We start from the raw sequence: 24,456 nt of genomic DNA, 5'->3' as shown, positions 1-24,456 counted from the left end.
CGACTCAAGGGGTCAGTTCGAGTGCGCGGCCGGCTTCGATGGTTTTTTCCTCATACAGGCGCCATTCCTGTTCGCCCTCGCGACCGAGCAGCTCGATGAAGCGCCGGCCGGTGATCTCCTCCTGCAACTGGCCCTGATAGAAGCCGTCGCCCTGCGGTTGCAGGATGACGCGGCGATCGCGTTCCGGTTGCGTGGGCGACAGCAGGTTGAGCACCAGTTGCTGTGGCTGGCTCGCACCGCTGAGCTGGATCTCGGCGAGCCCGCGCTCGTCGTTGAGGACGAGGCGGGCGCGCATCTGCAGGCGCTCCGCCAGCTTCTCTCGTTCCAGGGACTGGTTGATACCCTTGCCGGCATCGTAGTAGTTGTCGGCGACGAGAGAGTCGGCGTTTCGAATCGCGATGGTCAGCATCGTCAGCCCGAGGACGACCGAAGCCAGCAGGATGGCGATGACGAACCAGGCCCAGAACTGGGTGTACCAACGCGTTTGTTCGTTTTCGGAGCGCATGTATGACCTTGCTTAGCGGATGCTTGGGCCGATGAAACGGCTGTCGGCATCGTCGTTGATCGATTCGTCATCTGCCGAACGGACATGGAAGACGATCACATTGGTGCTGGACGGCAGCTTCTCGGGCGCGATGGAGAGTTCGACCGGGATGGTGACCAGCTCGCCCGCTTCGGCGCGGATCTCGCTACGGCCCTCGTAGACCAGGCCTTCCAGGCCGGATGCCTCGATCACGAACGTCTGCTCGCGCTGAGCCTTGTTCATGACCTTGAGGGTGTAGACGTTTTCGATGTTGCCCAGCTCGTTCTCGCGGTAGAGCACCCGGTCCTTGAGCACGTCCAGTTTCACCAGCGGGCGATCATACACCGCATAGGAGAACAGGCTCATCATGGCCAACAGCGCGATGGCATAGCCGATCAGGCGCGGCCGCAGCAGATGGGTCTTCTGCCCGGACAGGTTGTGCTCGGTGGTGTAGCTGATCAGCCGCGCGGGTAGTTCATCTTGTCCATGATCGCGTCGCAGGCATCGATGCACGCCGCGCAACCGATGCACTCGATCTGCAGGCCATCGCGGATGTCGATGCCGGTGGGGCAGACCTGCACGCACATGGTGCAGTCGATGCAGTCGCCGAGGCCCACCGCCTTGTAGTCGGCGTCCTTCTTGCGCGGGCCGCGCTTCTCGCCGCGGCGCGGATCGTAGGAGACGATCAGAGTGTCCTTGTCGAACATCACGCTCTGGAAGCGCGCATAAGGACACATGTAGATGCATACCTGCTCGCGCAGATAGCCGGCGCTGCCATAGGTGGCCAGTGTAAAGAAACCGATCCAGAACGCTGCCCAGCCATTGACGTTGAGGGTGAGCAGGTCGGGAACCAGCTGGCGGATCGGGGTGAAGTAGCCGACGAAGGTAATGGCCACCAGGATACCGACGGCTATCCAGATCGCATGCTTGGCAAGTTTGCGAAGGAACTTGTTGGCACTCATCGGCGCCTTGTCCAGCTTCATGCGCTGGTTGCGGTCACCCTCGGTAACCTTTTCTGCCCACATGAAGACCCAGGTGAAGACACTCTGCGGGCAGGTGTAGCCGCACCAGACGCGGCCGGCGAATACGGTGATGAAGAACAGGCCGAAGGCGCAGATGATCAGCAGCCACGACAACAGCATGAAATCCTGGGGCCAGAAGGTTGCCCCGAAAATGTGGAATTTGCGGTCCGGCAAGTCCCACCAGACGGCCTGGCGGCCATCCCAGTTGAGCCAGACGGTTCCGAAGAAGAGGATGAACAGCGCCGCGCCACCGACGCGTCGCAGGTTGCGGAACAGCCCGCTGAAGGCTCGGGTGTAGATCTTTTCACGCGCAGCATAAAGGTCGGCTGACGCTTCGGCCTTGGACGGGGGGGTTACATCACGAACGGGGATATGCTCAGTCATCAAGTGCGTACCACGGCTGAAGGTGGGTGTCCTGGCTGATACGTGCGACCAGGATCATTTTTCTGTCCAGCTGCGAATGGTACGCCCGGAGGGTCGAGGCCAGGTGCGACAGGTCGTCGCTCCTGGCCTCTGTGGATCACTGCTCCGGCTGCTGCGACAGACTGTAGACGTAGGCTGCCAGCAAGTGCACCTTGTCATTGCCAAGGATTGCTTCCTGGGCCGGCATGCGGCCATTGCGACCGTGGCGCAGGGTCTGCTGGATCTGGGCGAAGCTCGAACCATACAGCCAGACATTGTCGGTCAGGTTCGGCGCGCCCATGGCTGCAGTGCCTTTGGCTTCCGGTCCATGACAGGCTACACAAGTGCTCACAAAGATTTTTTGACCCTGCTCAATGTCGACGCTGATACCCTCAGGGGTATCTCGGCCGGAGAGGCTGCGAACATAGCCGGCGACGTTGCGGATGCCTTCTTCGCCAATCGCGTCCTTCCATGCCGGCATGGTGGCCTGACGGCCGTGCAGGATGGTGGTCTTGATGGTTTCCGGCTCGCCGCCCCACAGCCAGTCGTTGTCGGTCAGGTTCGGGAAACCGTAGGCGCCCTTGGCATCGGAGCCGTGGCAGACGGAGCAGTTCGAGGCGAACAGGCGGCCGCCCATCTTCAGGGCCTGCGGGTCCTTGGCGACTTCCTCTACCGGCATGGCGGCGTATTTGGCGTACAGAGGGCCGTACTGTTCGCCGGCCTTGTCCATTTCGCGCTGCCATTCCTTGACCTGGGTCCAGCCACCTTCATAGCCGGGCAGGATGCCTTTCCAGTTGCCCAGGCCGGGATACAGTGCCAGGTAACCGAGGGCGAAGATCACGGTGCCGACGAACAGCATGAACCACCAGCGTGGCAGCGGGTTGTCGTATTCCTCGATGCCGTCATAGGAATGGCCGACGGTTTCTTCAGTGCTGTCGGGGCGTTGTCCCTTGCGTGTTGCCAGTAGCAGCCAGACCAGCGCGGCAATGGTGCCGAGGCTCAGCAGGGTGACGTACCAACTCCAAAACGAGGTCATTTATTTCTTACTCCTGGAAGCTTCTTCATCACGCTTCTTGGCGTCGGTCTCCTCGTCTGCGAAGGGCAGGTTGGCGGCTTCGTCGAAGCTTTTCTTGCGTTTGCTGCTGTAGGCCCAGAGCACGACGCCGATGAAGGCGACGAATACCAGAATTGTGCCCAGGCCGCGAAGAGTCCCGATTTCCATCATGCGTTACCGTTTGTTGGTGAGTGCAGTGCCGAGTACTTGCAGGTAGGCCACCAGGGCGTCCATTTCGGTCTTGCCCTTGACGGCATCCCGTGCGCCGGCGATGTCTTCGTCGCTATAGGGAACGCCGAGGGTGCGCAGGGCCGACATCTTCTTGGCGGTGTCCTTGCCGTCGACGGCGTTTTCGACCAGCCACGGGTAGGACGGCATCTTCGATTCCGGCACCACGTTGCGCGGGTTGTACAGATGCGCGCGGTGCCAGTCGTCGGAGTAGCGGCCGCCGACGCGGGCCAGGTCCGGACCGGTACGCTTGGAGCCCCACAGGAACGGATGGTCGTAGACGCTTTCGCCAGCGACCGAGTAGTGGCCGTAGCGCTCGGTCTCGGCGCGGAACGGACGCACCATCTGCGAGTGGCAGCCAACGCAGCCTTCACGGATGTAGATGTCGCGGCCTTCCAGTTGCAGCGCGGTGTAGGGCTTCATGCCTTCGACCGGCTCGTTGACGCTGTCCTGGAAGAACAGCGGGACGATCTGGGTCAGACCGCCGATGCTCACCGCCAGGATCATGAACAGGGTCAGCAGACCAACGTTCTTCTCGAGTTTTTCGTGCTGTTTCATTTAGTTTCGGATCCTCAAGCGATCTGCGCGGCAGCGTCGTACTGGGCTGGCTTGGCGGCACGCACGGTGCGCCAGGCGTTGTAGGCCATCAACAGCATGCCGGTGAGGAAGAAGGCACCGCCGAGGGCGCGGACGATGAAGCCGGGATGGCTGGCTTCCAGCGCCTCGACGAAGGAGTAGGTGAGGGTGCCGTCCTCGTTGATCGCACGCCACATCAGGCCCTGGGTGATGCCGTTGACCCACATCGAGGCGATGTAGAGCACGGTGCCGATGGTGGCCAGCCAGAAGTGGGCGTTGATCAGGCCAATGCTGTGCATCTGCTCGCGACCGAACACTTTCGGGATCAGGTGGTACATGGAGCCGATGGTGATCATTGCCACCCAGCCGAGGGCGCCGGCGTGTACGTGGCCGATGGTCCAGTCGGTGTAGTGGGAGAGGGCGTTGACGGTCTTGATCGCCATCATCGGGCCTTCGAAGGTGGACATGCCGTAGAACGCCAGCGAGACCACCAAAAAGCGCAGGATCGGATCGGTGCGCAGCTTATGCCAGGCGCCGGAGAGGGTCATCATGCCGTTGATCATGCCACCCCAGCTCGGCGCCAGCAGGATGATCGACATCACCATGCCCAGGCTCTGCGCCCAGTCCGGCAGGGCGGTGTAGTGCAGGTGGTGCGGGCCGGCCCAGATGTAAAGGGTGATCAGCGCCCAGAAGTGAACGATCGACAGGCGATAGGAATACACCGGGCGTTCGGCCTGCTTGGGCACGAAGTAGTACATCATGCCGAGGAAGCCGGTGGTGAGGAAGAATCCCACGGCGTTGTGGCCGTACCACCACTGCACCATGGCATCGGTCGCACCCGAGTAGAGCGAGTAGGACTTGAACCAGGTGACCGGGATTTCCAGGTTGTTGACGATATGCAGCATCGCCGTCACCAGGATGAAGGCGCCGAAGAACCAGTTACCCACATAGATGTGCTTGGACTTGCGCTTCATGATGGTGCCGAAGAACACCAGGCGTAGGTGATCCAGACGATGGCGATCAGGATGTCGATCGGCCATTCCAGCTCGGCGTATTCCTTGGTGCTGGTGAAGCCTTGCGGCAGGGTGATGACCGCCAGCACGATCACGGCCTGCCAACCCCAGAAGGTGAAGGCCGCGAGGCTGTCGGAGAACAGCCGTGCCTGGCAGGTGCGCTGGACCACGTAGTAAGACGTGGCGAACAGTGCGCTACCACCGAAGGCGAAGATCACCGCATTGGTGTGCAAGGGTCGCAGACGGCCGAAGCTCGTCCACGGTAGGTCGAAATTGAGCCAGGGCCACACCAGCTGCGCGGCGATGAAGACACCCAGGCCCATCCCAATGATTCCCCATACCACCGTCATGATGGCGAATTGGCGAACCACCTTATAGTTATAAGCAGTCTCACTTATTGCTGTGCTCATGCAAGGCTTCCACGCTAATGGCATTTTCGAAGGCAAAAACGGCGGCAAGTATGGAGAAAGCAGGGGGGCAATGCAAACGACGCCAGGGCTGTCTTCTACCGCCAAGCCCCTGATTTCAAGCGTTTTCCATGCGCTCCGCAGGGACGTTTTGCACCGGGCCGGTACGCCGGGAATCACGGCTTCGCCTTATCGTTCTAGGCAGTGCGGCGAACCGGAAGGAGAAGCTTAGGAGTGCAAGCGTAGAGGGGGAAGGACGTTGGTCGGCGGCTGATGCGACAGATGGTCGCAGTGCTGCAGATGTTGCGTGGAGACAAGGCGGGAAGGGCGGCACGAGTGTACCGCCCTTTGTGACTCACTGCTTGGCGAGTCGTTCCGGCTTTTGCGACAAACTGTAAACGTATGCGGCAAGCAGGTGGACCTTGTCCTCGCCCAGGTACTGCTGCTGTGCCGGCATCTGGCCGTTGCGGCCATGGCGGATGGTCTGCTGCAGCTGCCCCAGGCTCGAGCCGTAGATCCAGCCGGCGGCATTGGTCAGGTTCGGCGCACCCAGTGCGGCCATGCCTTCACCACCCTGGCCGTGGCAGACGGCGCAGGTCTGGGCAAAGACTTGCTGGCCAGCGGCGAGGTCGGCCTCGGTGCCTTCCGGCAGTGGCAGGCCGGCGAGATCCTGACGGACGAAGGCGGCGACATTCTTCACGCCTTCTTCGCCGATAGCCTGGCCCCAGGCCGGCATCGCGGCGGTACGGCCGTTGAGGATGGTGGTCTTGATCGAGACCGGATCACCACCCCAGCGCCATTCATGGTCGACCAGGTTCGGGAAGCCCATGGAGCCCTTGGCGTCGGAGCGTGGCAGATGGAGCAGTAGTTGGCGAACAGGCGCGCGCCCATCTTCACTGCCTGCTCGTCCTGCGCGACCTGCTCCACCGGCATGGCGGCGTACTTGGCGAAGATCGGCCCGTACTTCTCGTCGGCCTGAGCGACTTCGCGCTGCCACTGCTTCTCCTGGGTCCAGCCGTCCTCGTAGCCCGGCAGGACGCCTTTCCAGTTACCCAGTCCCGGATAAAGGACCAGGTAGAGGATGCCGAACACCAGCGTGCCGATGAACAGCAGGAACCACCAGCGCGGCAGCGGGTTGTCGTATTCCTCGATGCCATCGAAAGAATGTCCCATCGTCTTGTCCGTAGTGCCGGCCGGCTCGCCCTTGCGGGTGGCGAAGATCAGCCAGAACAGAGCGACGATGCTGCCCAGCGTCAGCAGGGCGATGTATCCACTCCAGAAATTGCTCATGTTCTACTCCTGGACAGCCCGAGCAACTCTAGCTGTCCGCGATTGAAGTCCCTGATGGCCGCCCTTGGCGGCGCATCCTTTCTTAGGTGGGTAGCCGTTTTACCGCTTGTTGGTCAGCGCGGTGCCGAGTACTTGCAGGTAGGCCACCATGGCGTCCATCTCGGTCTTGCCCTTGACGGCATCCTGAGAGCCAGCGATCTCTTCGTCGCTGTAAGGCACGCCGAGGGTGCGCAGGGCCGACATCTTCTTGGCGGTGTCCTTGCCATCGAGGGTGTTCTCGACCAGCCACGGATAGGACGGCATCTTCGACTCCGGCACCACGTTGCGCGGGTTGAACAGGTGCGCGCGGTGCCAGTCGTCGGAGTAGCGGCCGCCGACGCGGGCCAGGTCCGGACCGGTACGCTTGGAGCCCCACAGGAACGGATGGTCATAGACGCTTTCGCCAGCGACCGAGTAGTGGCCGTAGCGCTCGGTTTCGGCGCGGAACGGACGCACCATCTGCGAGTGGCAGCCAACGCAGCCTTCACGGATGTAGATGTCGCGGCCCTCCAGTTGCAGCGCGGTGTAGGGCTTCATGCCCTCGACCGGCTCGTTGACGCTGTCCTGGAAGAACAGCGGGACGATCTGGGTCAGGCCGCCGATGCTCACCGCCAGGATCATGAACAGGGCCAGCAGGCCAACGTTCTTCTCGAGTTTTTCGTGCTGTTTCATTTACGTCGGCTCCTCAGGCGATCTGCGCAGCAGCGTCATACTCAGCCGGCTTGGCCGCCTGAACGGTGCGCCAGGTGTTGTAGGCCATCACCAGCATGCCGGTGAAGAAGATCGCACCACCGATCATCCGCACCACGAAGCCCGGGTGGCTGGCTTCCAGCGCTTCGACGAAGGAGTAGGTCAGGGTGCCGTCGTCGTTGATCGCACGCCACATCAGGCCCTGGGCGATGCCGTTGACCCACATCGAGGCGATGTAGAGCACGGTGCCGATGGTGGCCAGCCAGAAGTGGGTGTTGATCAGGCCGATGCTGTGCATCTGCTGGCGACCGAACACTTTCGGGATCAGGTGATACAGCGCGCCGATGGAGACCATGGCGACCCAGCCGAGGGCGCCGGCGTGTACGTGGCCGATGGTCCAGTCGGTGTAGTGGGACAGCGCGTTGACGGTCTTGATCGCCATCATCGGGCCTTCGAAGGTGGACATGCCGTAGAACGCCAGCGAGACCACCAGGAAGCGCAGGATCGGGTCGCTACGCAGTTTGTGCCAGGCACCGGAGAGGGTCATCATGCCGTTGATCATGCCGCCCCAGCTCGGAGCCAGCAGGATCAGGGACATCACCATGCCCAGGCTCTGCGCCCAGTCCGGTAGGGCGGTGTAGTGCAGGTGGTGCGGACCGGCCCAGATGTAGACGGTGATCAGCGCCCAGAAGTGGACGATCGACAGGCGATAGGAATACACCGGGCGTTCGGCCTGCTTGGGCACGAAGTAGTACATGATCCCGAGGAAGCCGGCGGTGAGGAAGAAGCCCACGGCATTGTGGCCGTACCACCACTGCACCATCGCATCGGTCGCACCGGCATACAGCGAGTAGGACTTCATCGCGGTGACCGGGATTTCCAGGTTGTTGACGATGTGCAGGATCGCCACGGTCAGGATGAAGGCACCGAAGAACCAGTTACCGACATAGATGTGCTTGACCTTGCGCGTGGCCAGCGTACCGAAGAACACAATCGCATAGGCTACCCAGACGATGGTGATCAGAAGGTCGATCGGCCACTCCAGCTCGGCGTATTCCTTGGAGCTGGTGAAACCCAGCGGCAGGGAGATCGCGGCCAGGAGGATGACCAGTTGCCAGCCCAGAAGGTGAACGCGGCCAGTTTCGGCGCGAACAGGGTGGTCTGGCAGGTGCGCTGGACCGAGTAGTAGGACGTCGCGAACAATGCACAGCCGCCGAAGGCGAAGATCACCGCGTTGGTGTGCAAGGGGCGTAGACGGCCGAAGCTGGTCCACGGAAGGTCGAGGTTCAGGAAAGGCCAGGCCAATTGTGCTGCGATGAAAACGCCGAGCCCCATCCCGACGATTCCCCACACCACCGTCATGATGGCGAATTGGCGGACCACCTTGTAGCTGTAGGCGGTACTGGTTGCTGTGTTCATGTATGGGCTTCCATCCACGGGTAATGAGCAGTTTTTTTCTTTCTAATAGAAAGCGAGGCAAGGATGGGGAAAGGGCAATCTGCTGGTATTGACCCGGATCAATACACACAAGGCGGCAAAGGGCATTCCGTCAGTTGGAATCGGCCGCAGGGCGCGGCTTGCGCGAGCCTGATTCTGGCCCATGGCGCTGGCGCGCCGATGGACAGTCCGTTCATGCAGAAAATGGCTGAACGCCTTGCCGCACGCGGGATTGCGGTGTGTCGCTTCGAGTTCGCCTATATGGCCGAGCGCCGCACCAGCGGGCGCAAACGACCACCCGCTCCGCAGGCACAACTGCTCGATCAGTGGCGGGAAATCCATGCCTTGGTGCGACAGCAGGCCACAGGACCGCTGGCCATTGGCGGCAAGTCGATGGGCGGGCGCATGGCCAGTCTGCTGGCCGATGAGCTGGGTGCCGATGCACTGATCTGCCTGGGTTATCCGTTCCACCCGGCCGGCAAGCGGGACAAGCCACGGGTGGCGCACCTGGCCACGCTGCGGACGCCAACGCTGATCGTGCAGGGCGAACGCGATGCGCTGGGGGATCGCGAGACGGTGCAGGGCTACTCGCTGTCAGCGGCGGTCGCGTTGCACTGGCTCGCCGCCGCGGATCACGATCTGAAGCCGCTGAAGCGCTCCGGCCTGACCCATGAGCAGCATCTGGACAGTGCGGCCGATGCGGTCGCGGCATTTCTGCGGGGCGTGGCGCAGGCCTGACGGGCGAAGTGCGAAGACGTCGTAGGTTGGCGCTGAGCGCAGCGAAGCCCAACAGGGATGAGCACGAACCTGTTGGGCTTCGTCGCTACGCTCCTCAGGCTGCGCGCCCCGCCCCAACCTACATGGCGCCTTGGCGCGGTCAGCGGTTGAAGCGTTCCACCAGCGAGTATTGCCCTTCGGCGGTGACGGCCAGCTCTTCGCTGAGCAGCGCCGAGCTGCGGGCATCGCCCGTGGTCTGATCGGCCAGGTGGGCGATGGTGCTGACGTTGTGACTGATTTCCTCGGCGACCGTGCTCTGCTGTTCGGTGGCCGAGGCGATCTGCGTGGTCATGTCGATGATGTTGCCCATGGCGTCGTTGATGCCGGTCAGGGCCTGGTCCGCCTGCAGGACCTGATCGACGCCGCGGGTGGCATGCACGCGGCCTTGCTCGGTGGTTTCCACCGCATGGCGTGCCTGTGTCTGGAGCCGCTCGATCAGCTGGTGGATTTCCCCGGTCGCCTCGCTCGTGCGTTGGGCCAGCTGGCGCACCTCGTCGGCGACCACGGCGAAACCGCGGCCACTGTCGCCGGCGCGCGCTGCTTCGATCGCCGCATTGAGTGCCAGCAGGTTGGTCTGGTCGGCGATGCTCTTGATCACGTCCACCACGCTGCCAATCGCTTCGCTGTCGTGGGCCAGCTGATTCACGGCCTCGCCGGTACGGGCCACCGAGTCGGACAGGTGCTGGATCGCCTTGCGGGTTTCGGCGGTGACGTCCCGCCCGTGCATGCTGAGCCGGCTGGCCTGCTGGGTGGCCTCGGCGGCTAGCGCGACATTGCCGGCGACCTCCTGGGTGGTGGCCGCCATCTCGTTGATGGCGGTCGCGACCTGTTCGGTTTCCTGATGCTGCTGCGCCAGGCCGTTGGCGCAGTTGTGGGCCAGCGAATCGGCTCTCTTGGCCTGGGCCTGGAGCTGCACGGCACTGTCCTGCAGGCGGGTCAGGCAGGTCTTCAGGTGCGCCTGCTGACTGAGCATCGCCATTTCCAGCTGGGCCTCCACGCCGCGGCTGTCGGTGTACATGCGGGCGATCAGCGGATCGCTGGTGGTCTGCCGCGCCAGTTGCAGCAGGCGCTTGAGGCCTCGCTGCTGCCAATGCAGTCCGGCCAGGCCGAGTGGAATGGAGAGCAGCGCGGCCAGCGCGAAGCCCATGGAGTGATCGAGCCAGGCGCCGATGAGAAAGCCGATCTGGCTGACCAGGATGAACGGTAGCCATTTGGTCAGCACCGGCAGCCAGACGTCGCGCCGGGGCACACCGCTCTTGCCGGCATTGATCCGGGCATAGAGCGCTTCGGCCCGCTGTACCTGTTCGCGACTCGGCTTGGTACGCACCGATTCGTAGCCGATCACGGTGCGCTGGCTATCCATGACCGGGGTCACGTAGGCGTTGACCCAGTAGTGGTCGCCATTCTTGCGACGGTTCTTGACGATGCCCATCCAGGGCTTGCCCGCCTTGAGCGTGAGCCACATATGAGCGAACACCGCGGGCGGCACATCCGGATGGCGGATCAGGTTGTGCGGTGCGCGAATCAGCTCGTCCCGTTCGAAACCGCTGACTTCGGCGAAGATGTCGTTGCAGTAGGTGATCCGGCCCTTGAGGTCGGTGGTCGAAACCAGCCGCTGCTGGTCGGGGTAGGCATACTCGCGCTGGGTTACGGGCTGGTTATTACGCATCGAAAATCACGCCAAGGGTATTCGAAAGGATAGAAGCGCCTGATTTTTCTGTTTCTTTTTCAGGGCTGACCGTTGAGTCGGCCGTGATTGGGCGATCTTGAGCGAGAGGTTGATCCGTCGATCAGTTTTTTCCACGTGCTCCGGATAGATAGGCGACCAGCGGAAGGTTGGGCTTAATCTTTCTGCAATCTTGCGTGGCTACCGTCAGAACATGTCCGGGCGTCTCTCGTCACGAGAGCGGCGACGCGGCGGTCATGGAGCCGGACACGGCAGGACGCGAGCAGCGGAGTGGCAGGGCAGCTAGCGATCAGATGCCAACGGAATGGCGGACGCCGGTGCGAAGGGATGCGCACCGGCGTTTTCGTCTGTGTCCGCGGGCGGCGAGAGACGTCTCCCTCGCCGCCTCGCCAATCAGCTGCCGATCAGCTGCCGCAGCACGTGATGCAGGATGCCGCCGGCCTTGAAGTACTGCACCTCGTTGAGCGTGTCGATACGGCACAACACCTGGAACGTGCTGCTCGACCCGTCGCGATGCTCCACATCCACGGTCAGGAGGTGGCGCGGCTTGATGTCGGCATCCAGGCCCCGGATCGAGAGCCTTTCGCTGCCGTCCAGGCCGAGCGAATGACGCGTCTGTTCGCCGACGAACTGCAGCGCCAGCACGCCCATGCCGATCAGGTTGGAACGGTGGATGCGCTCGAAGCTCTCGGCGATGACCGCCTTCACTCCCAGCAGGTTGGTGCCCTTGGCCGCCCAGTCGCGGCTGGAGCCGGTGCCGTATTCCTTGCCGGCGATCACCACCAGCGGCACGCCTTCGGCCTGGTAGCGCATCGCCGCGTCGTAGATCGACAGCTTTTCTCCGCTGGGCTGATACAGCGTATTGCCACCTTCCTCGCCGCCGAGCATCTCGTTCTTGATACGGATGTTGGCGAAGGTGCCGCGCATCATCACCTCATGGTTGCCACGGCGCGAGCCATAGGAGTTGAAGTCTTCCGGCTTTACGCCCAGCGACTGCAGGTATAGCCCCGCCGGCGAGCTGGCCTTGATGTTGCCGGCCGGGGAAATGTGGTCGGTGGTGATCGAATCGCCGAACACCGCGAGCACCCGCGCGTTCTCGATATCCGCGGGCGGTGCCGGTGGCTGGCCGATGCCTTCGAAGAACGGCGGGTTCTGCACGTAGCTCGAGGCGGCGTTCCACTGGTAGGTATCGCCGGCGCTGACCGCGATCTTGCGCCACTGCTCGTCGCCGCTGAACACGTCGGCGTAGCGGCTGCGGAACATCTGGCCGTCTATCCTGCCGACGGCTTCGGCGATTTCCGCAGTGCTCGGCCAGATGTCCTTGAGGTACACCGCTTGATCCTGCGCGTCGTAGCCCAGCGGGTCCTTGTCCATGTCGATGCGCGTGGTGCCGGCCAGGGCGAAGGCCACCACCAGCGGCGGCGAGGCCAGCCAGTTGGCCTTGACCAGCGGATGCACCCGGCCCTCGAAGTTGCGGTTGCCGGAAAGCACCGAGGAGACGATCAGGTCGTTGTCGGTGATCGTCTGGCCGATGGCATCCGGCAGCGGGCCCGAGTTGCCGATGCAGGTGGTGCAGCCGTAGCCGACCAGGTTGAAGCCGAGCTGATCCAGATACGGTGTCAGGCCGGCGCGCTCCAGGTAATCGGTCACCACCTTCGAGCCCGGTGCCAGCGACGACTTGACCCAAGGTTGGCGCTTGAGTCCGCGCTCGACGGCCTTTTTCGCCACCAGGCCGGCGGCCATCAGCACGCTGGGGTTGGAGGTATTGGTGCAGGAGGTGATGGCGGCGATCACCACGGCGCCATGCTTGAGCGTGAAGTCCTCGCCGGCCACGGCGAACAGCCGGTCCACCTGCTGCTTGCGGCCGCTGGTTTCCAGCAGCAGGTCGAAACTGGCGCCGATGTCGCCGAGCGATACGCGGTCCTGCGGGCGCTTGGGGCCGGCGACGGAAGGCCTGACCTGGCTCAGGTCCAGCTCCAGGCTGGCGGTGAACAGCGGGTCCGGCGAAGTGCTGTCGCGCCACATGCCCTGGGCCTTGCTGTAGGCCTCGACCAAGGCGATGCGCTCCTCGTTGCGGCCGGTCAGGCGCAGGTAGTCGATGGTCACCTGATCCACCGGGAAGAAGCCGCAGGTGGCGCCGTATTCGGGTGCCATGTTGCCGATGGTGGCGCGGTCGGCCAGCGGCAGGTGATCGAGCCCCGGCCCGTAGAATTCGACGAACTTGCCCACCACGCCGTGCTTGCGCAGCATCTGAGTGACGGTCAGCACCAGGTCGGTGGCGGTGACGCCCTCGTTGAGCCGGCCGGTCAGGCGGAAGCCGATGACTTCGGGAATCAGCATCGACACCGGTTGGCCGAGCATCGCCGCCTCGGCCTCGATACCGCCGACGCCCCAGCCCAGCACGCCGAGGCCGTTGATCATGGTGGTATGCGAGTCGGTGCCGACCAGGGTATCGGGGTAGGCGTAGGTCGCGCCGTCTTCCTCGCGGGTCCAGACCACCTGGCCGAGGTATTCCAGGTTGACCTGGTGGCAGATGCCGGTGCCCGGCGGCACCACGCGGAAGTTGTCGAAGGCCTGCTGGCCCCAGCGCAGGAACTCGTAGCGTTCGCCGTTGCGCTGCATCTCGATCTCGACGTTGCGCCCGAAGGCCTGCTCGTCGCCGAAACGGTCGACCATCACCGAGTGGTCGATCACCAGGTCCACCGGCGAGAGCGGATTGATCTTCTGCGGATCGGCGCCGGCCTTGGCCACCGCATCGCGCATCGCGGTCAGGTCGACCACCGCCGGTACGCCGGTGAAGTCCTGCATCAGCACGCGCGCGGGGCGGTACTGGATCTCCTGTTCGGAGCTGCGGGTGTGCAGCCATTGGGCCAGGGATTCGAGGTCGGTGGCATGGACGGTCACCTCGTCTTCCCAGCGCAGCAGGTTTTCCAGCAGCACCTTGAGCGAGATCGGCAGGCGGTCGATGTCGCCCAGACGGGCTGCCGCGTCGGGCAGGCTGTAATAATGGTAGGTCTTGCCGGCGACCTCGAGGCTGCGGCGGCAATTCAGGCTATCCAGGGAAGGCATTCCTCGTCTCCTTGTGCCCACACGATACGGGCTGATGACTGAGTCTTCGAAACGTAGGGGTCTTTTGACCCTAGCTCTTCGGCAGGGCTTTCGCTAATGCACTGGACCGGACCATACAGGCGAGGGTTCCCCCGCTCGGCTATCATGCGCGGCTTTGGCTGCGGCCCGACGCGCTCACAGGAGTCGACCATGAATACATTGCTGCTGCATTGCCGCCCCGGCTTCGAAGGCGAAGTCTGCGCCGAGCTCAGCGAGCAGGCGGCGCTGCTGGGCGTGGCCGGCTATGCCAAGGCCAAGCCGGATAGTGCCTGTGCCGAATTCGTCTGCGCCGAGGCGGGTGGCGCCGAACGGTTGATGCGCAGCCTGCGTTTCGCCGAACTGATCTTTGCCCGCCAGTGGGCGCGCGGCGAATACCTGCAACTACCGGAAGTCGATCGCATCAGCGTGCTGCTGGCGCATCTGGCCGATTATCCGGTGTGCGGCAGCCTGTGGCTGGAGGTGCTCGATACCAACGAAGGCAAGGAACTCTCCCCGTTCTGCCGCAAGTTCGAGACACCGCTGCGCAAGGCTCTGGTCAAGGCCGGTCGCCTCGACGAGCGCGGCGAAGGCCCGCGCCTGCTGCTGACCTTCAGGAGCGGCCGCGAGGTGTTCGTCGGCATCGCCGAAGCGAACAACAGCGCGCTCTGGCCGATGGGTATCCCGCGCCTGAAGTTCCCGCGCCAGGCGCCGAGCCGTTCGACGTTGAAACTGGAGGAGGCCTGGCACCACTTCATCCCACGTGTGCAATGGGATGCACGCCTGGCGGCCGGCATGAGCGCGGTCGACCTCGGTGCCGCGCCCGGTGGCTGGACCTGGCAACTGGTCAACCGGCATATGAAGGTCAGTGCCGTGGACAACGGACCGATGAACGCCGAACTGATGGATTCCGGGCTGGTCGAGCATTTTCGTGCCGACGGCTTCACCTTCCGCCCGCGCAAGCCGGTGGACTGGATGGTCTGCGACATCGTCGAGAAGCCGGCGCGCAACGCGGCCTTGCTGGAAACCTGGATCGGCGAGGGGCTGTGCCGCGAGGCGGTGGTCAACCTCAAACTGCCGATGAAACAACGCTACGCCGAGGTGAAGCGCCTGCTGGAACGCATCGCCGACGGCCTGGCCGAACGCGGGGTGAAGGCCAGCATCGGCTGCAAGCAGCTGTATCACGATCGCGAGGAAGTGACCTGTCACCTGCGGCGTCTTTGATCGCCGAAAGGATGACCTGTCCGCGTGCTTGCGCGACAATGCTGACCTGTTTTCCGGAGCCTGCAATGACCCAATCAGCCGAAATGACCGCCGACGCCGTACTCGACGCCAGCGGCCTGAACTGCCCCGAGCCGGTGATGATGCTGCACAACAAGGTGCGCGACCTGGCGGCTGGCGCCTTGCTCAAGGTCATCGCCACCGACCCCTCGACCCGGCGCGACATTCCCAAGTTCTGCATCTTCCTCGGCCATGAACTGGTCGAGCAGCAGGAAGCCTCGGGCACCTATCTCTACTGGATTCGCAAGAAGAGCTGAGGTTCGCGGGTAGGTTGGTGCTGAGCGTAGCGAAGCCCAACGGGGGGTGGCATGAATCTGTTGGGCTTCGTCGCTGCGCTCCTCAACCCAACCTACGCGCTGAATACGGAGCGCACCCTACGGCTTTCAGATTTCCTCGCTCGCCGTACGCGCCTGCTGCCGGCGCCACATGCGGCCGAGCCAGCGCCAGGCGATCCAGCCGCCGCCGAGCAGGTAGACCAGCCCGCCCGGCACCCACATGATCAGGCCCGCCAGCTGCTGATCATCCACCGAGCGACCTTCACCGTAGAACGAGACCGTGCCGAAGGTGAGCAGCGCGCCGAGCAGGCCGGTGTGCATCAGGGTCAGCAACACCGCCAGCAGCGCTTGCGGCACCTGCTTCGGGTTGGCGCGCAGCACCGACCACCAGAACAGCCAGCCGCTGAACAGGAAGCAGGCATGCTCGAAGGCGTGCCACCAGAGGTTGTCCAGCGCCAGTACGTAGAGCCTCGGCGTGTGCCAGATCCAGATCACCGCGCCATGCAACAGGGCCAGCAGGGTCGGGTAGCGGCCGGCGCGCAGGATCGCCGTCCATAGCGGCTGGCCAAGCCGGCCGCTGATCCCGCGCCATTGCGGCAGTGGCCGGGCCAGGGCCCATAGCGGCGCGATCATCACGATGAACAGCATGTGCTGGGTCATGTGCCAGCTGGTACTGGTCTGCGCCCAGTCGTCGATGGGGCCGAACACGGCCAGCACCATCAACAGCATCGCACCATGGAAACACAGGGCCTCGTGGCGCCGCGCCGGCACGCGGCGCGCACCGAGGGCATACAGTGCCCAGCTGCGCCACTGAGCAGGGCGGCCGACAGCAGCGGGACGCGTTCGCCCAGTTGCGTATCGAACAGCCCATGGGCCAGTGCCGGCGCTGGCAGGCTGAGCAGTAGGGCGAGCACCGCCATGTTCACAGGCATGGCGGGATTCGCAGCAGGGGCGCGCCGACGAAGAGTGTCGCCAGTGCCGCGACCAGATGGACGCTGGCGGTCAGCCGGGTGACGAACAGCTGTCGCTCGTCCAGCTCGTGTGGCACCCGGGACAACCGCCAGAAATAGTGTGCCAACCACAGCAGCAGCGTCACGACGCACAGGCTGAGCAGGCCGAGGCTGCCGTTCAGCCAGTTCCATGCGCCGTGCCGGGGATCGGGCGGGGCGACCGCGCAGATCACCGCCTGGCCACCGTAGATCGCGACGAACCAGAGGCTCCAGATGATCAGCCGAGCGGGATCTGCACTGGATGGAAAGGTGAAGTGCGGGCGTGTTTCATCAGGCTCTGTCCCCATTGCGTGTTGCTCGAAGTGCCGAGGTGTTCTGAAGGTCTGTAGGAGCGGACCGTGCCCGCGAATATTCCAGCGCGCAAACCTCGCGGGCATGGGCCCGCTCCTACTATTCGCAACAGCCACTCAGGCATAGCCTTTATCCGGCGCCTCCCCAGGTCGGCGGGAACAGCACGATCGCCGCGTAACTGGTCCACAGCACGCCCAGGTTGTAGTACCAGAGCTGCTCGACCACCACCGGCTCGTACGGTGCCGCGTCGCCGACGTAGCCGCAACCGACGCGCCAGGCCTGCAGGCCGGTCAGCACCGCGGCCAGCGCGCAGTGACCGATGCTGTAGGCCAGCATGACGAACACCAGCGCATCGTGGGCCGTTGCGGTCGGCGCCAGTGCCGCGTCGAGCAGCAGCCATAGCAGCAGCGCCGATTGCACCAGCGCCAGCAGCGCGAGCAGCGCCAGTTGCCCCAACAGGCCGCGATGCGTACCGGCGCGCAGGCGCTTGATCAAGCGGTGCAGCCAGAGCGTGCCGGCGCTCAGCAGCAGCGCGCTGGCCAGCATCGCCCCGCCGTTGAGGCCGCTCTGCGGCACCTGCCACTGTGGCGCTACCGTCCACAGGTAGAACCAGCCGAACAGCAGCGACAGATACAGCGCGCCGTTGGCCAGCAGCGTCACGCCCATGCCCCACAGGCCCGGCCCGTCGAAGGTGCGCGAGTGCAGCGGTGGCTCGCCGGGCTGGGTGCGCGCATCCGGCGCGGCGGCCGGGTGCGCGCCGTTCTCCCAGGACCAGCGCAGCAGCACCAGCAGCGTCGCCACGGTCGCGCCCAAGGCGATCCAGTAGAACTTGCCCAGCAGGCTCAGGCAGAGCGCGGCGAGGAACACCGAGGCAATGAGCGGCAGCCAGCTGTTACCCGGCAGGTGAATGATCTCGCGCGCCTTGCCGGTCAGCGGATCGCTGCCCCAGGTTTCCCGGCGGCCATGGTCGATCACCGTCAGCGCGTGCTCGCCATGGGCGATGCTGTCCGGCAGGTCCGGTGCCTTCCACAGTGGGTGGCGGTCGCTCACGTCCGGCAGGCTGACGAAGTTGTAGGCGCTGGGTGGCAGGCTGGTGGCCCACTCCAGGGTATCGGCGTTCCACGGATTCTTCGGCGCCGCCACGCCGAAGCGGAAGTGCAGGACGATATCCAGCAGGATGGTGGCGACGCCGGCGGCCATGATGAAGCTGCCGATCGACGAGATCAGGTTGGGCAGGTCCCAGCCCAGGCCCGTGTCGTAGGTATAGACCCGCCGTGGCATGCCGATCAGGCCGGTCCAGTGCATGATCAGGAAGGTCGTGTTGAAGCCGATGAAGAACAGCCAGAAGCCCCAGCGGCCGAGCGACTCCGAGGGCATCCGCCCGGAAAAGTGCGGCAGCCAGTAGTACAACCCGGCCATCAGCGGAAAGACCATGCCGCCGACCAGCACGTAGTGCATGTGCGCGACGACGAAATGGGTGTCGTGCACCTGCCAGTCGAAGGGCACCAGCGCCAGCATCACCCCGGTCAGGCCGCCGGCGACGAAGACGATGAGGAAGCCCACCAGCCAGAGCATCGGCACCTTGTAGATCGGCCGTCCCAGCCAGAGCGTCGCCAGCCAGGCGAACACCTGCACGCCGGTGGGGATCGCCACCAGCATGCTCGCCGCCGAGAAGAACGCCTGGGCCAGTTGCGGGATGCCGACGGTGAACATGTGGTGCACCCACAGGCCGAAGCTGATGAAGCCGGTGGTCAGCACGCCCAGCACCACCCAGCGGTAACCCACCAGCGGGCGCTGGCAGAACACCGGGATCAACGTCGAGACGATGCCCGCGCCGGGCAGGAAGATGATGTACACCTCCGGGTGGCCGAACAGCCAGAACAGGTGCTGCCAGAGCACCGGGTCGCCGCCGCGGGCGACATCGAAGAACGGCATGCCGGCGGCGCGTTCCAGCTCCAGCAGGATGCTACCGAGGATCAGCGGCGGGAAGCCGACCACGATCATCATCGCCATCACCAGGATGTACCAGGCGTACAGCGGCATCTTGTGCAGCGCCATGCCGTTGGTGCGGGTGCGCAGGATCGACACCACCAGCTCGACCCCTGCCGACACCGCGGATATCTCGACGAAGGTGATGCCCAGCAGCCAGAAGTCCGAATTCACCCCCGGCGTATGCGCCGAACTGGACAGCGGCGTGTACATGAACCAGCCGGCCTTGGGTGCGACGTCGAGAAAGATGCTCGACAGCAGGATCAGCCCGCCGAACAGGTAGCAGTAGTAGCCCAGCGCGGAGAGGCGTGGAAACACCAGGTCGCGGGCGCCGATCATCTTCGGGATCAGGTAGACCGCCAGGCCCTCCATCATCGGCACCGCGAAGAGGAACATCATCACCGTGCCATGCATGGTGAAGACCTGGTTGTAGACGTCCGGCTCCATCAGCTCGTAGCCGGGCAGGGCGAGCTGGGTGCGGATCAGCATCGCCAGCAGGCCGCCGACCAGGAAGAACAGGCCGCCGGTGACCAGAAAGCGCAGGCCGATACTGGTGTGGTTGACGATGGTCAGCGCGCGCCAGCCGCGTGGGTTGCCCCAGACCTCGTTGAACTGGTCGTGCAGCTGGTCGGGATCGGTCGCGGGGGCGCCGCTCTTGTGCACCGGGCTCATGGTCGGCTCTGTTCCTGTTTCGTGGTCGGCCCCAGTGTTTCCAGCCAGTCGGCGAGCTGGCCGAGGGTTGCATCGGAAAGGTCGTCGTGGCTCGGCATGGCGATGCCGTGCTTCAGGCTCTGGTGCTCGCGCAGCCAGCGGCGCAGGCCGGCGCTGTCGTTGGCGATGACGCCGGCACCGAGGGTCGGGCGCGTGGCCAGGTCGCTGAGGTCCGGCGCGCGGTTGCCGGCGCTGATCCCGGCGACGCGGTGGCATTGCCCGCAGCGCTCGGTGAATACCTGCCCGGCGGTGCCGGCGGCCGGGGAATGATCGAGCGCTGCGCGGGCGTCGAGCCAGCCTTCGAAGGCGCCGGCTTCGAGCGCTTCGACATGCAGGATCATGTGCGCGTGCTGGCTGCCGCAGAATTCCGCGCACTGGCCACGGAACACGCCGGCTTCGCTGGCCTGCAGACGCAGGGTGTTGCGCCGCCCGGGGATCATGTCGAGCTTGCCGCCCAGGCGTGGCACCCAGAACGAGTGGATCACGTCGGCGCTGGTCACTTCGACGTCCAGCGGACGGCCCACCGGCAGGATGAGTTGGTTGGCGGTGACCACGCCGCTGTCCGGGTAGCGTACTTCCCACCACCACTGATGGCCGATGACCTCGATGCGCAGCGGCTGCTCGCCGTCGACGGGTAGCGGCAGCATGCTGCGTCCGGCCGGGATGCCGAACGCCAGCAGGGCGACGATGCTGGCGGTAGGCAGGACGATGCCGCCGCCGATGATCCAGCGGAGGTTGATGCGCCGGGCTTCATCCGCGCCGATTACCCGCGACGGGCGCAGCATGGCGTAGATCCACAGCCCGCTGACGACGACCAGCACCAGCACCGCGAAAGCGAGCATCGCCCACCAGACGTGCGCCACCTCGCGAGCCATCGGCCCGGCCGGAGACAGGGCCGACTGCGGACCGCCGCAGGCGCTGAGCCAAGGAACTGCCAGCAGCGCTGTGGTCCATTGGAAAAGAACGCCGCTGCGTCTCGATGGCCTGGCGGCCGGTTTCACTTCAGCCTCGGGGAGGGCCGGATGGCCACAGAGCGCGAGTCCATCAACAGCAACGCCGCGATTGCCGGCCACCCGTTGCATCCGATGATGATCCACTTTCCGGTGGCGGCGCTGCTGGGGCTGGTGCCGGTGGATCTGGCCTACCTGTGGACACTCGACGCGTTCTGGTGGCGCGCCGGCCTCTGGCTCGCCGGCGTCGGTGCGATCGGTGGCTGGGTGGCGAGCATCGCCGGGCTGATCGATCTGCTTACCGTGCCGCAGATCCGCCGCAAGGTCACCGCCTGGTGCCATGCGATTCTCGCGGTGATGATGTTGTCGCTGGCTTCGCTGAACTGGTTGCTGCGCTACCAGGGGCTCGCCAACGGCGACAGCGATGTCATGTGGGGGCTGTATCTCTCGCTGCTGACGGCGGTGCTGATCGCACTGGCGGCCTTTCTCGGCGGGCGGCTGGTCTACGAGCATGCCGTCGGCGTGGACCTCGGCGACTAGCCACGACCGGCTTGCGGATGCGCAGCGACCAGCCGAGGCGGCCCCGACCGCCTGCCGGGAAAGCGGAGCGGGTGAGGGCTGGATGGTGGGGGCCGGACGATCGATCATGCGTGGCGGTCGTTCCTGGGGTCAGAAGGGCTTGGCCAGCACCAGCCAGAGGGTGAGTGCGATCAGCAGCGGAACCAGCACGCCCAGGGCCAGGCACTGATGGGTGACGCCGCGCTCCGGCTCGCGCTCGATGCGCAGCACCAGGACCCCGCTCAGCGCATGGCAAAGCGCCATGGCCGTCACCACCGTCAGCTTCATGATCAGCCAGCCGGCAAGCGTGCCGTCACGCAGGAACAGCGCCGTACCGGAACCGATCGCCAGCAGCGCGGCCGGTGTGCTGATGAGGGTGAAGACCATCCGCGTGAGGTGGGCATGATCGCGATAGAACAGCTGATCACCGCGCCGGGTCCCGGCCGCGATCAACGCCGGCAGATAGAGCAGCGAGCCGCACCAGCAGAGCAGGGCGGCGAAGTGCAGCAGTTTGAGCCAGGGCATCCGATCTCCATCCTGCCTGATGCGAATCTGAGGATGTGACAGCCCCCGGCCGGGGCAGTTCGTCGCCGAACGGCCGTAGCGGTGGTGGGCAACAGCGTTGGCGGGAGGTGCTTGTCGCGGCGCGGGTCAGTCCTGCGACTCCAGCTCGCGGCGCTCGAACAGCGGGCTGCCGCAGCGGCTGCAGAAGGCCGCGTTGGCTTCGTGGGTGAGCTTGTCGCAGGTCGGGCAGTTGTGCTGCAGGCTGTCCTGGCGCATCGCGTTGGCCAGCTCGGCGGTGAAGATCCCCGTGGGCACGGCGATGATCGAATAACCGGTGATCATCACCAGCGTCGCCAGCGCCTTGCCCAGCGAGGTGTGCGGAAAGATGTCGCCGAAGCCGACGGTGGTGAGGGTCACCACTGCCCAGTAGATGCTCATGGGAATGCTGCTGAAACCGTTCTCCGGGCCCTCCACCACATACATCAGGGTGCCGTAGATGATGACCAGCGTGGTGACGCTGAGCAGGAACACGATGATCTTCTGCCGGCTGCCCTGCAGCGCGACCAGCAGGTAGTTGGCCTGGCTCAGGTAGGGGGTCAGCTTGAGCACGCGGAATATCCGCAGCATGCGGATCACGCGGACCACCAGCAGGTACTGCGCATCCGGCAGCAGCAGGGCGGCGAACGCCGGCAGTACCGAGAGCAGGTCGACGGCACCGTAGAAGCTGAAGATGTATTTGCGCGGCTGGGGATGCGTGTAGATGCGCAGGGCATATTCGACCGCGAAGATCGTGGTGAAGCCCCACTCCAGATTGCTCAGCAACAGCGCATGGCGTTCGTTGAACGAGGAAATGCTGTCGAGCATCACCACCACCAGGCTGGCAAAGATGATGACCAGCAGCCAGGTGTCGAAGCGCTTGCCGGCCCGGGTGTCGGTGAAAAAGATGATGATGTAGAGCCGTTCCCGCCATGACGGGTTATTCAGGGCATCGTTGTTCATCCGCCGCGGTCTCTCCTAATGCCAGTCCGAAAGTTGCCCGCTCGACGTGTTGCCGGGCTGTCCATATCGATGCCTATCATTGCCCGAGGTGCCATGCACAGGGCGCCGGCGTCGTGATCGCGCCGGCGATACGGCACCATTCGTAAAGCGGCTTTGCCTGATTCGCTATTACCGCATAGTCTGCATGTAGGTGCAGCAAGCAGTTTGGAGAATGCAATGCCCGATTCCCAGTTGGTCGACCCCTTCGGCCGGCGTATCACCTACCTGAGGCTGTCGGTAACCGACCGCTGCGATTTCCGCTGCACCTATTGCATGAGCGAGGACATGGTCTTCGCGCCGCGCGCGCAAATCCTCAGCCTCGAAGAGTTGTACGCCGTTGCCGATGCCTTCATCGGCCTGGGCGTGAAGCGTATCCGCGTCACCGGTGGCGAGCCCTTGGTGCGCAAGGGGCTGGTCGGCCTGCTGTCGAGTCTCGGGGCCCGCGAGGAGTTGGAAGACCTGGCCATCACCACCAACGGCTCGCAATTGCACAGCCTCGCTCCGGCCTTGCAGGCGGCGGGCGTGAAACGCCTGAACATCAGCCTCGATTCGCTCAAGCGCGAGCGGTTCGCCGAACTGACCCGCCGCGATCGGCTGGAGCAGGTGCTCGAAGGCATCGAGGCCGCGCGCCTGGCGGGTTTCAGCCGGATCAAGCTCAACAGCGTGGTGCAGAAAGGGCGCAATGACGATGAGATCCTCGACCTGCTGGATTTCGCGATCGCCCGCGGATTGGACATCAGCTTCATCGAGGAGATGCCACTGGGCAGCGTCTCCAGCCACCAGCGCCAGGTGACCTTCTGCTCCAGCGACGAAGTCCGCGAGCGCATCGAGGCACGGTACACGCTGGTGCGCAGCAGCCATACCACCGGCGGCCCGTCGCGCTATTGGCAGGTCGCCGGCAGCAACACCCAGGTCGGCTTCATCTCCCCCCACAGCCACAACTTTTGCGGCAGCTGCAACCGTGTCCGTGTGACGGCCGAAGGCAAGCTGGTGCTTTGCCTCGGCCATGAAGGCGCGCTCGACCTGAAGAGCCTGATGCGTCGCTACCCCGGCGACAGCGAGCGCCTGCGCCAGGCGCTGGTCGATGCCTTGCAGCTCAAGCCGGAAAAGCACCATTTTCGTACCGACGAGCAGGTGCAGGTGGTGCGTTTCATGAGCATGACCGGCGGCTGATGCGGTTTCCGGCGGCCTGCCGTGAAGCTCAAGAGCATCGCCCCGGGGTCGGGCCTCCCACAAAAGCAGCCGGTGCACACCTACCCCGTGGGAGGCGCGCCCTCGCGGCGATGCGGTTTCCGGCGGCCTGCCGTGAAGCTCAAGAGCATCGCCCCGAGGTCGGGCCTCCCACAAAAGCAGCCGGTGCACACCTACCCCGTGGGCGCGCCCTCGCGGCGATGCAGGCCGCAGGCCTGCCCAAAGCACCGCCCCGGGTCTGCCCTCCTGCAAAAGCACCCTATACACCCCCGAGCCCAGACTTCCCTGAAGCCAACGCCATACCTGTGAAACCGTCTGCATCTGCCCGTGCAAGCCTTCCTGACCGCCATGATAAACTCCGCCGTTTTGCGCCAGATCCACTCGATGCCAGGAATCCCGATGTTCACGGCGACCCTGCTTGTTCATCCT

At 64.5% G+C, this 24,456-nt stretch carries 16 protein-coding genes and 7 pseudogenes; 5 read left to right on the top strand and 18 right to left on the bottom strand.

Features of this window, described 5'->3' with window-relative positions:
- Positions 1-4: 4 nt before the first annotated feature.
- The 9 genes and pseudogenes from BAY1663_RS01730 to ccoN (BAY1663_RS01690) all read right to left on the bottom strand — a co-directional run bounded on the left by BAY1663_RS01730 (position 5) and on the right by ccoN (BAY1663_RS01690) (position 8,663).
- The gene (locus BAY1663_RS01730) at positions 5-505 is read right to left on the bottom strand and encodes a FixH family protein (RefSeq protein ID WP_037037513.1); all 501 of its coding nucleotides are present in this window, start codon (positions 503-505) and stop codon (positions 5-7) included.
- 12 nt (positions 506-517) lie between these two features.
- Positions 518-1,929 (bottom strand): annotated as a pseudogene (gene ccoG, locus BAY1663_RS01725) (cytochrome c oxidase accessory protein CcoG).
- Between the two features lie 136 nt (positions 1,930-2,065).
- On the bottom strand, positions 2,066-2,983 hold the full coding sequence (gene ccoP / locus BAY1663_RS01720) for a cytochrome-c oxidase, cbb3-type subunit III (RefSeq protein WP_037037510.1): 918 nt from the start codon (positions 2,981-2,983) through the stop codon (positions 2,066-2,068).
- The gene (locus BAY1663_RS01715) at positions 2,984-3,169 is read right to left on the bottom strand and encodes a CcoQ/FixQ family Cbb3-type cytochrome c oxidase assembly chaperone (protein ID WP_037037610.1); all 186 of its coding nucleotides are present in this window, start codon (positions 3,167-3,169) and stop codon (positions 2,984-2,986) included.
- Positions 3,170-3,175: 6 nt separating this feature from the next.
- Positions 3,176-3,787, bottom strand: coding sequence for a cytochrome-c oxidase, cbb3-type subunit II (gene ccoO, locus BAY1663_RS01710; protein WP_037037507.1), 612 nt, complete (start codon positions 3,785-3,787; stop codon positions 3,176-3,178).
- Positions 3,788-3,801: 14 nt separating this feature from the next.
- A pseudogene (gene ccoN, locus BAY1663_RS01705) lies at positions 3,802-5,228 on the bottom strand (cytochrome-c oxidase, cbb3-type subunit I).
- Between the two features lie 352 nt (positions 5,229-5,580).
- Positions 5,581-6,515, bottom strand: a pseudogene (ccoP, locus tag BAY1663_RS01700) (cytochrome-c oxidase, cbb3-type subunit III).
- A 99-nt stretch (positions 6,516-6,614) separates the two neighbouring features.
- Positions 6,615-7,226, bottom strand: a complete 612-nt coding sequence (gene ccoO, locus BAY1663_RS01695) for a cytochrome-c oxidase, cbb3-type subunit II (protein ID WP_037037505.1) — start codon at positions 7,224-7,226, stop codon at positions 6,615-6,617.
- 13 nt (positions 7,227-7,239) lie between these two features.
- Positions 7,240-8,663 (bottom strand): annotated as a pseudogene (ccoN, locus tag BAY1663_RS01690) (cytochrome-c oxidase, cbb3-type subunit I).
- Positions 8,664-8,726: 63 nt separating this feature from the next.
- Here ccoN (BAY1663_RS01690) and BAY1663_RS01685 point away from each other — a divergent pair.
- Positions 8,727-9,419, top strand: coding sequence for an alpha/beta family hydrolase (locus BAY1663_RS01685; RefSeq protein WP_037037502.1), 693 nt, complete (start codon positions 8,727-8,729; stop codon positions 9,417-9,419).
- A 139-nt stretch (positions 9,420-9,558) separates the two neighbouring features.
- Here the strand turns inward: BAY1663_RS01685 and BAY1663_RS01680 are convergent, their stop codons facing one another.
- The 3 genes and pseudogenes from BAY1663_RS01680 to acnA all read right to left on the bottom strand — a co-directional run bounded on the left by BAY1663_RS01680 (position 9,559) and on the right by acnA (position 14,214).
- On the bottom strand, positions 9,559-10,821 hold the full coding sequence (locus BAY1663_RS01680) for a methyl-accepting chemotaxis protein (protein ID WP_371257576.1): 1,263 nt from the start codon (positions 10,819-10,821) through the stop codon (positions 9,559-9,561).
- Positions 10,798-11,127: pseudogene (locus BAY1663_RS25770) on the bottom strand (PAS domain-containing protein); the annotation flags it as partial. The gene BAY1663_RS01680 and the pseudogene BAY1663_RS25770, both read right to left, overlap by 24 nt.
- Positions 11,128-11,538: 411 nt before the next feature.
- Positions 11,539-14,214 (bottom strand): aconitate hydratase AcnA, encoded by a 2,676-nt coding sequence (gene acnA / locus BAY1663_RS01675; protein WP_037037496.1) that lies wholly within the window; start codon positions 14,212-14,214, stop codon positions 11,539-11,541.
- Positions 14,215-14,403: 189 nt separating this feature from the next.
- Between acnA and rlmM the strand changes: the two genes are divergently transcribed.
- Together rlmM and tusA are read left to right on the top strand one after the other, a co-directional pair.
- Positions 14,404-15,453: a 23S rRNA (cytidine(2498)-2'-O)-methyltransferase RlmM gene (rlmM, locus tag BAY1663_RS01670; protein WP_037037493.1), complete on the top strand. Its 1,050-nt coding sequence runs from the start codon at positions 14,404-14,406 to the stop codon at positions 15,451-15,453.
- 65 nt (positions 15,454-15,518) lie between these two features.
- The gene (gene tusA, locus BAY1663_RS01665; protein WP_037037490.1) at positions 15,519-15,767 is read left to right on the top strand and encodes a sulfurtransferase TusA; all 249 of its coding nucleotides are present in this window, start codon (positions 15,519-15,521) and stop codon (positions 15,765-15,767) included.
- Between the two features lie 126 nt (positions 15,768-15,893).
- On the opposite strand, the pseudogene BAY1663_RS01660 reads toward tusA, so the two are convergent.
- From BAY1663_RS01660 to coxB, 4 genes and pseudogenes are all read right to left on the bottom strand, one after another.
- Positions 15,894-16,717 (bottom strand): annotated as a pseudogene (locus BAY1663_RS01660) (cytochrome c oxidase assembly protein).
- Positions 16,708-17,066, bottom strand: a pseudogene (locus BAY1663_RS01655) (hypothetical protein). The pseudogenes BAY1663_RS01660 and BAY1663_RS01655 overlap by 10 nt, the downstream one beginning before the upstream one ends.
- Before the next feature lie 149 nt (positions 17,067-17,215).
- On the bottom strand, positions 17,216-19,747 hold the full coding sequence (gene ctaD, locus BAY1663_RS01650; protein ID WP_037037487.1) for a cytochrome c oxidase subunit I: 2,532 nt from the start codon (positions 19,745-19,747) through the stop codon (positions 17,216-17,218).
- Complete coding sequence (gene coxB, locus BAY1663_RS01645; protein WP_037037485.1) at positions 19,744-20,661, bottom strand: cytochrome c oxidase subunit II; 918 nt, start codon at positions 20,659-20,661, stop codon at positions 19,744-19,746. The genes ctaD and coxB overlap by 4 nt, the downstream gene beginning before the upstream one ends.
- A 147-nt stretch (positions 20,662-20,808) precedes the next feature.
- On the opposite strand from coxB, the gene BAY1663_RS01640 reads away from it, so the two are divergent.
- On the top strand, positions 20,809-21,276 hold the full coding sequence (locus BAY1663_RS01640; RefSeq protein ID WP_037037482.1) for a DUF2231 domain-containing protein: 468 nt from the start codon (positions 20,809-20,811) through the stop codon (positions 21,274-21,276).
- A 129-nt stretch (positions 21,277-21,405) separates the two neighbouring features.
- On the opposite strand, the gene BAY1663_RS01635 is transcribed toward BAY1663_RS01640, so the two are convergent.
- Positions 21,406-21,819: a CopD family protein gene (locus BAY1663_RS01635; protein ID WP_037037472.1), complete on the bottom strand. Its 414-nt coding sequence runs from the start codon at positions 21,817-21,819 to the stop codon at positions 21,406-21,408.
- Between the two features lie 126 nt (positions 21,820-21,945).
- Positions 21,946-22,797, bottom strand: coding sequence for an ion transporter (locus BAY1663_RS01630; protein WP_037037470.1), 852 nt, complete (start codon positions 22,795-22,797; stop codon positions 21,946-21,948).
- A 216-nt stretch (positions 22,798-23,013) separates the two neighbouring features.
- Between BAY1663_RS01630 and moaA the strand changes: the two genes are divergently transcribed.
- Positions 23,014-24,009, top strand: coding sequence for a GTP 3',8-cyclase MoaA (moaA, locus tag BAY1663_RS01625; RefSeq protein ID WP_037037468.1), 996 nt, complete (start codon positions 23,014-23,016; stop codon positions 24,007-24,009).
- Positions 24,010-24,456 lie beyond the last annotated feature (447 nt).

The organism is Pseudomonas sp. BAY1663 (genome assembly GCF_000582595.1).
Lineage (GTDB): Bacteria > Pseudomonadota > Gammaproteobacteria > Pseudomonadales > Pseudomonadaceae > Stutzerimonas > Stutzerimonas stutzeri_AF.
This window is presented reverse-complemented; position numbering and strand designations above follow the sequence as displayed.

Coding starts and splice junctions, on each gene's coding strand:
- BAY1663_RS01730 (WP_037037513.1), bottom strand. CDS start 505: ATGCGCTCCGAAAACGAACAAACGCGTTGGTACACCCAGTTCTGGGCC.
- ccoP (WP_037037510.1), bottom strand. CDS start 2,983: ATGACCTCGTTTTGGAGTTGGTACGTCACCCTGCTGAGCCTCGGCACC.
- BAY1663_RS01715 (WP_037037610.1), bottom strand. CDS start 3,169: ATGGAAATCGGGACTCTTCGCGGCCTGGGCACAATTCTGGTATTCGTC.
- ccoO (WP_037037507.1), bottom strand. CDS start 3,787: ATGAAACAGCACGAAAAACTCGAGAAGAACGTTGGTCTGCTGACCCTG.
- ccoO (WP_037037505.1), bottom strand. CDS start 7,226: ATGAAACAGCACGAAAAACTCGAGAAGAACGTTGGCCTGCTGGCCCTG.
- BAY1663_RS01685 (WP_037037502.1), top strand. CDS start 8,727: ATGGGGAAAGGGCAATCTGCTGGTATTGACCCGGATCAATACACACAA.
- BAY1663_RS01680 (WP_371257576.1), bottom strand. CDS start 10,821: ATGGATAGCCAGCGCACCGTGATCGGCTACGAATCGGTGCGTACCAAG.
- acnA (WP_037037496.1), bottom strand. CDS start 14,214: ATGCCTTCCCTGGATAGCCTGAATTGCCGCCGCAGCCTCGAGGTCGCC.
- rlmM (WP_037037493.1), top strand. CDS start 14,404: ATGAATACATTGCTGCTGCATTGCCGCCCCGGCTTCGAAGGCGAAGTC.
- tusA (WP_037037490.1), top strand. CDS start 15,519: ATGACCCAATCAGCCGAAATGACCGCCGACGCCGTACTCGACGCCAGC.
- ctaD (WP_037037487.1), bottom strand. CDS start 19,747: ATGAGCCCGGTGCACAAGAGCGGCGCCCCCGCGACCGATCCCGACCAG.
- coxB (WP_037037485.1), bottom strand. CDS start 20,661: ATGGCTCGCGAGGTGGCGCACGTCTGGTGGGCGATGCTCGCTTTCGCG.
- BAY1663_RS01640 (WP_037037482.1), top strand. CDS start 20,809: ATGGCCACAGAGCGCGAGTCCATCAACAGCAACGCCGCGATTGCCGGC.
- BAY1663_RS01635 (WP_037037472.1), bottom strand. CDS start 21,819: ATGCCCTGGCTCAAACTGCTGCACTTCGCCGCCCTGCTCTGCTGGTGC.
- BAY1663_RS01630 (WP_037037470.1), bottom strand. CDS start 22,797: ATGAACAACGATGCCCTGAATAACCCGTCATGGCGGGAACGGCTCTAC.
- moaA (WP_037037468.1), top strand. CDS start 23,014: ATGCCCGATTCCCAGTTGGTCGACCCCTTCGGCCGGCGTATCACCTAC.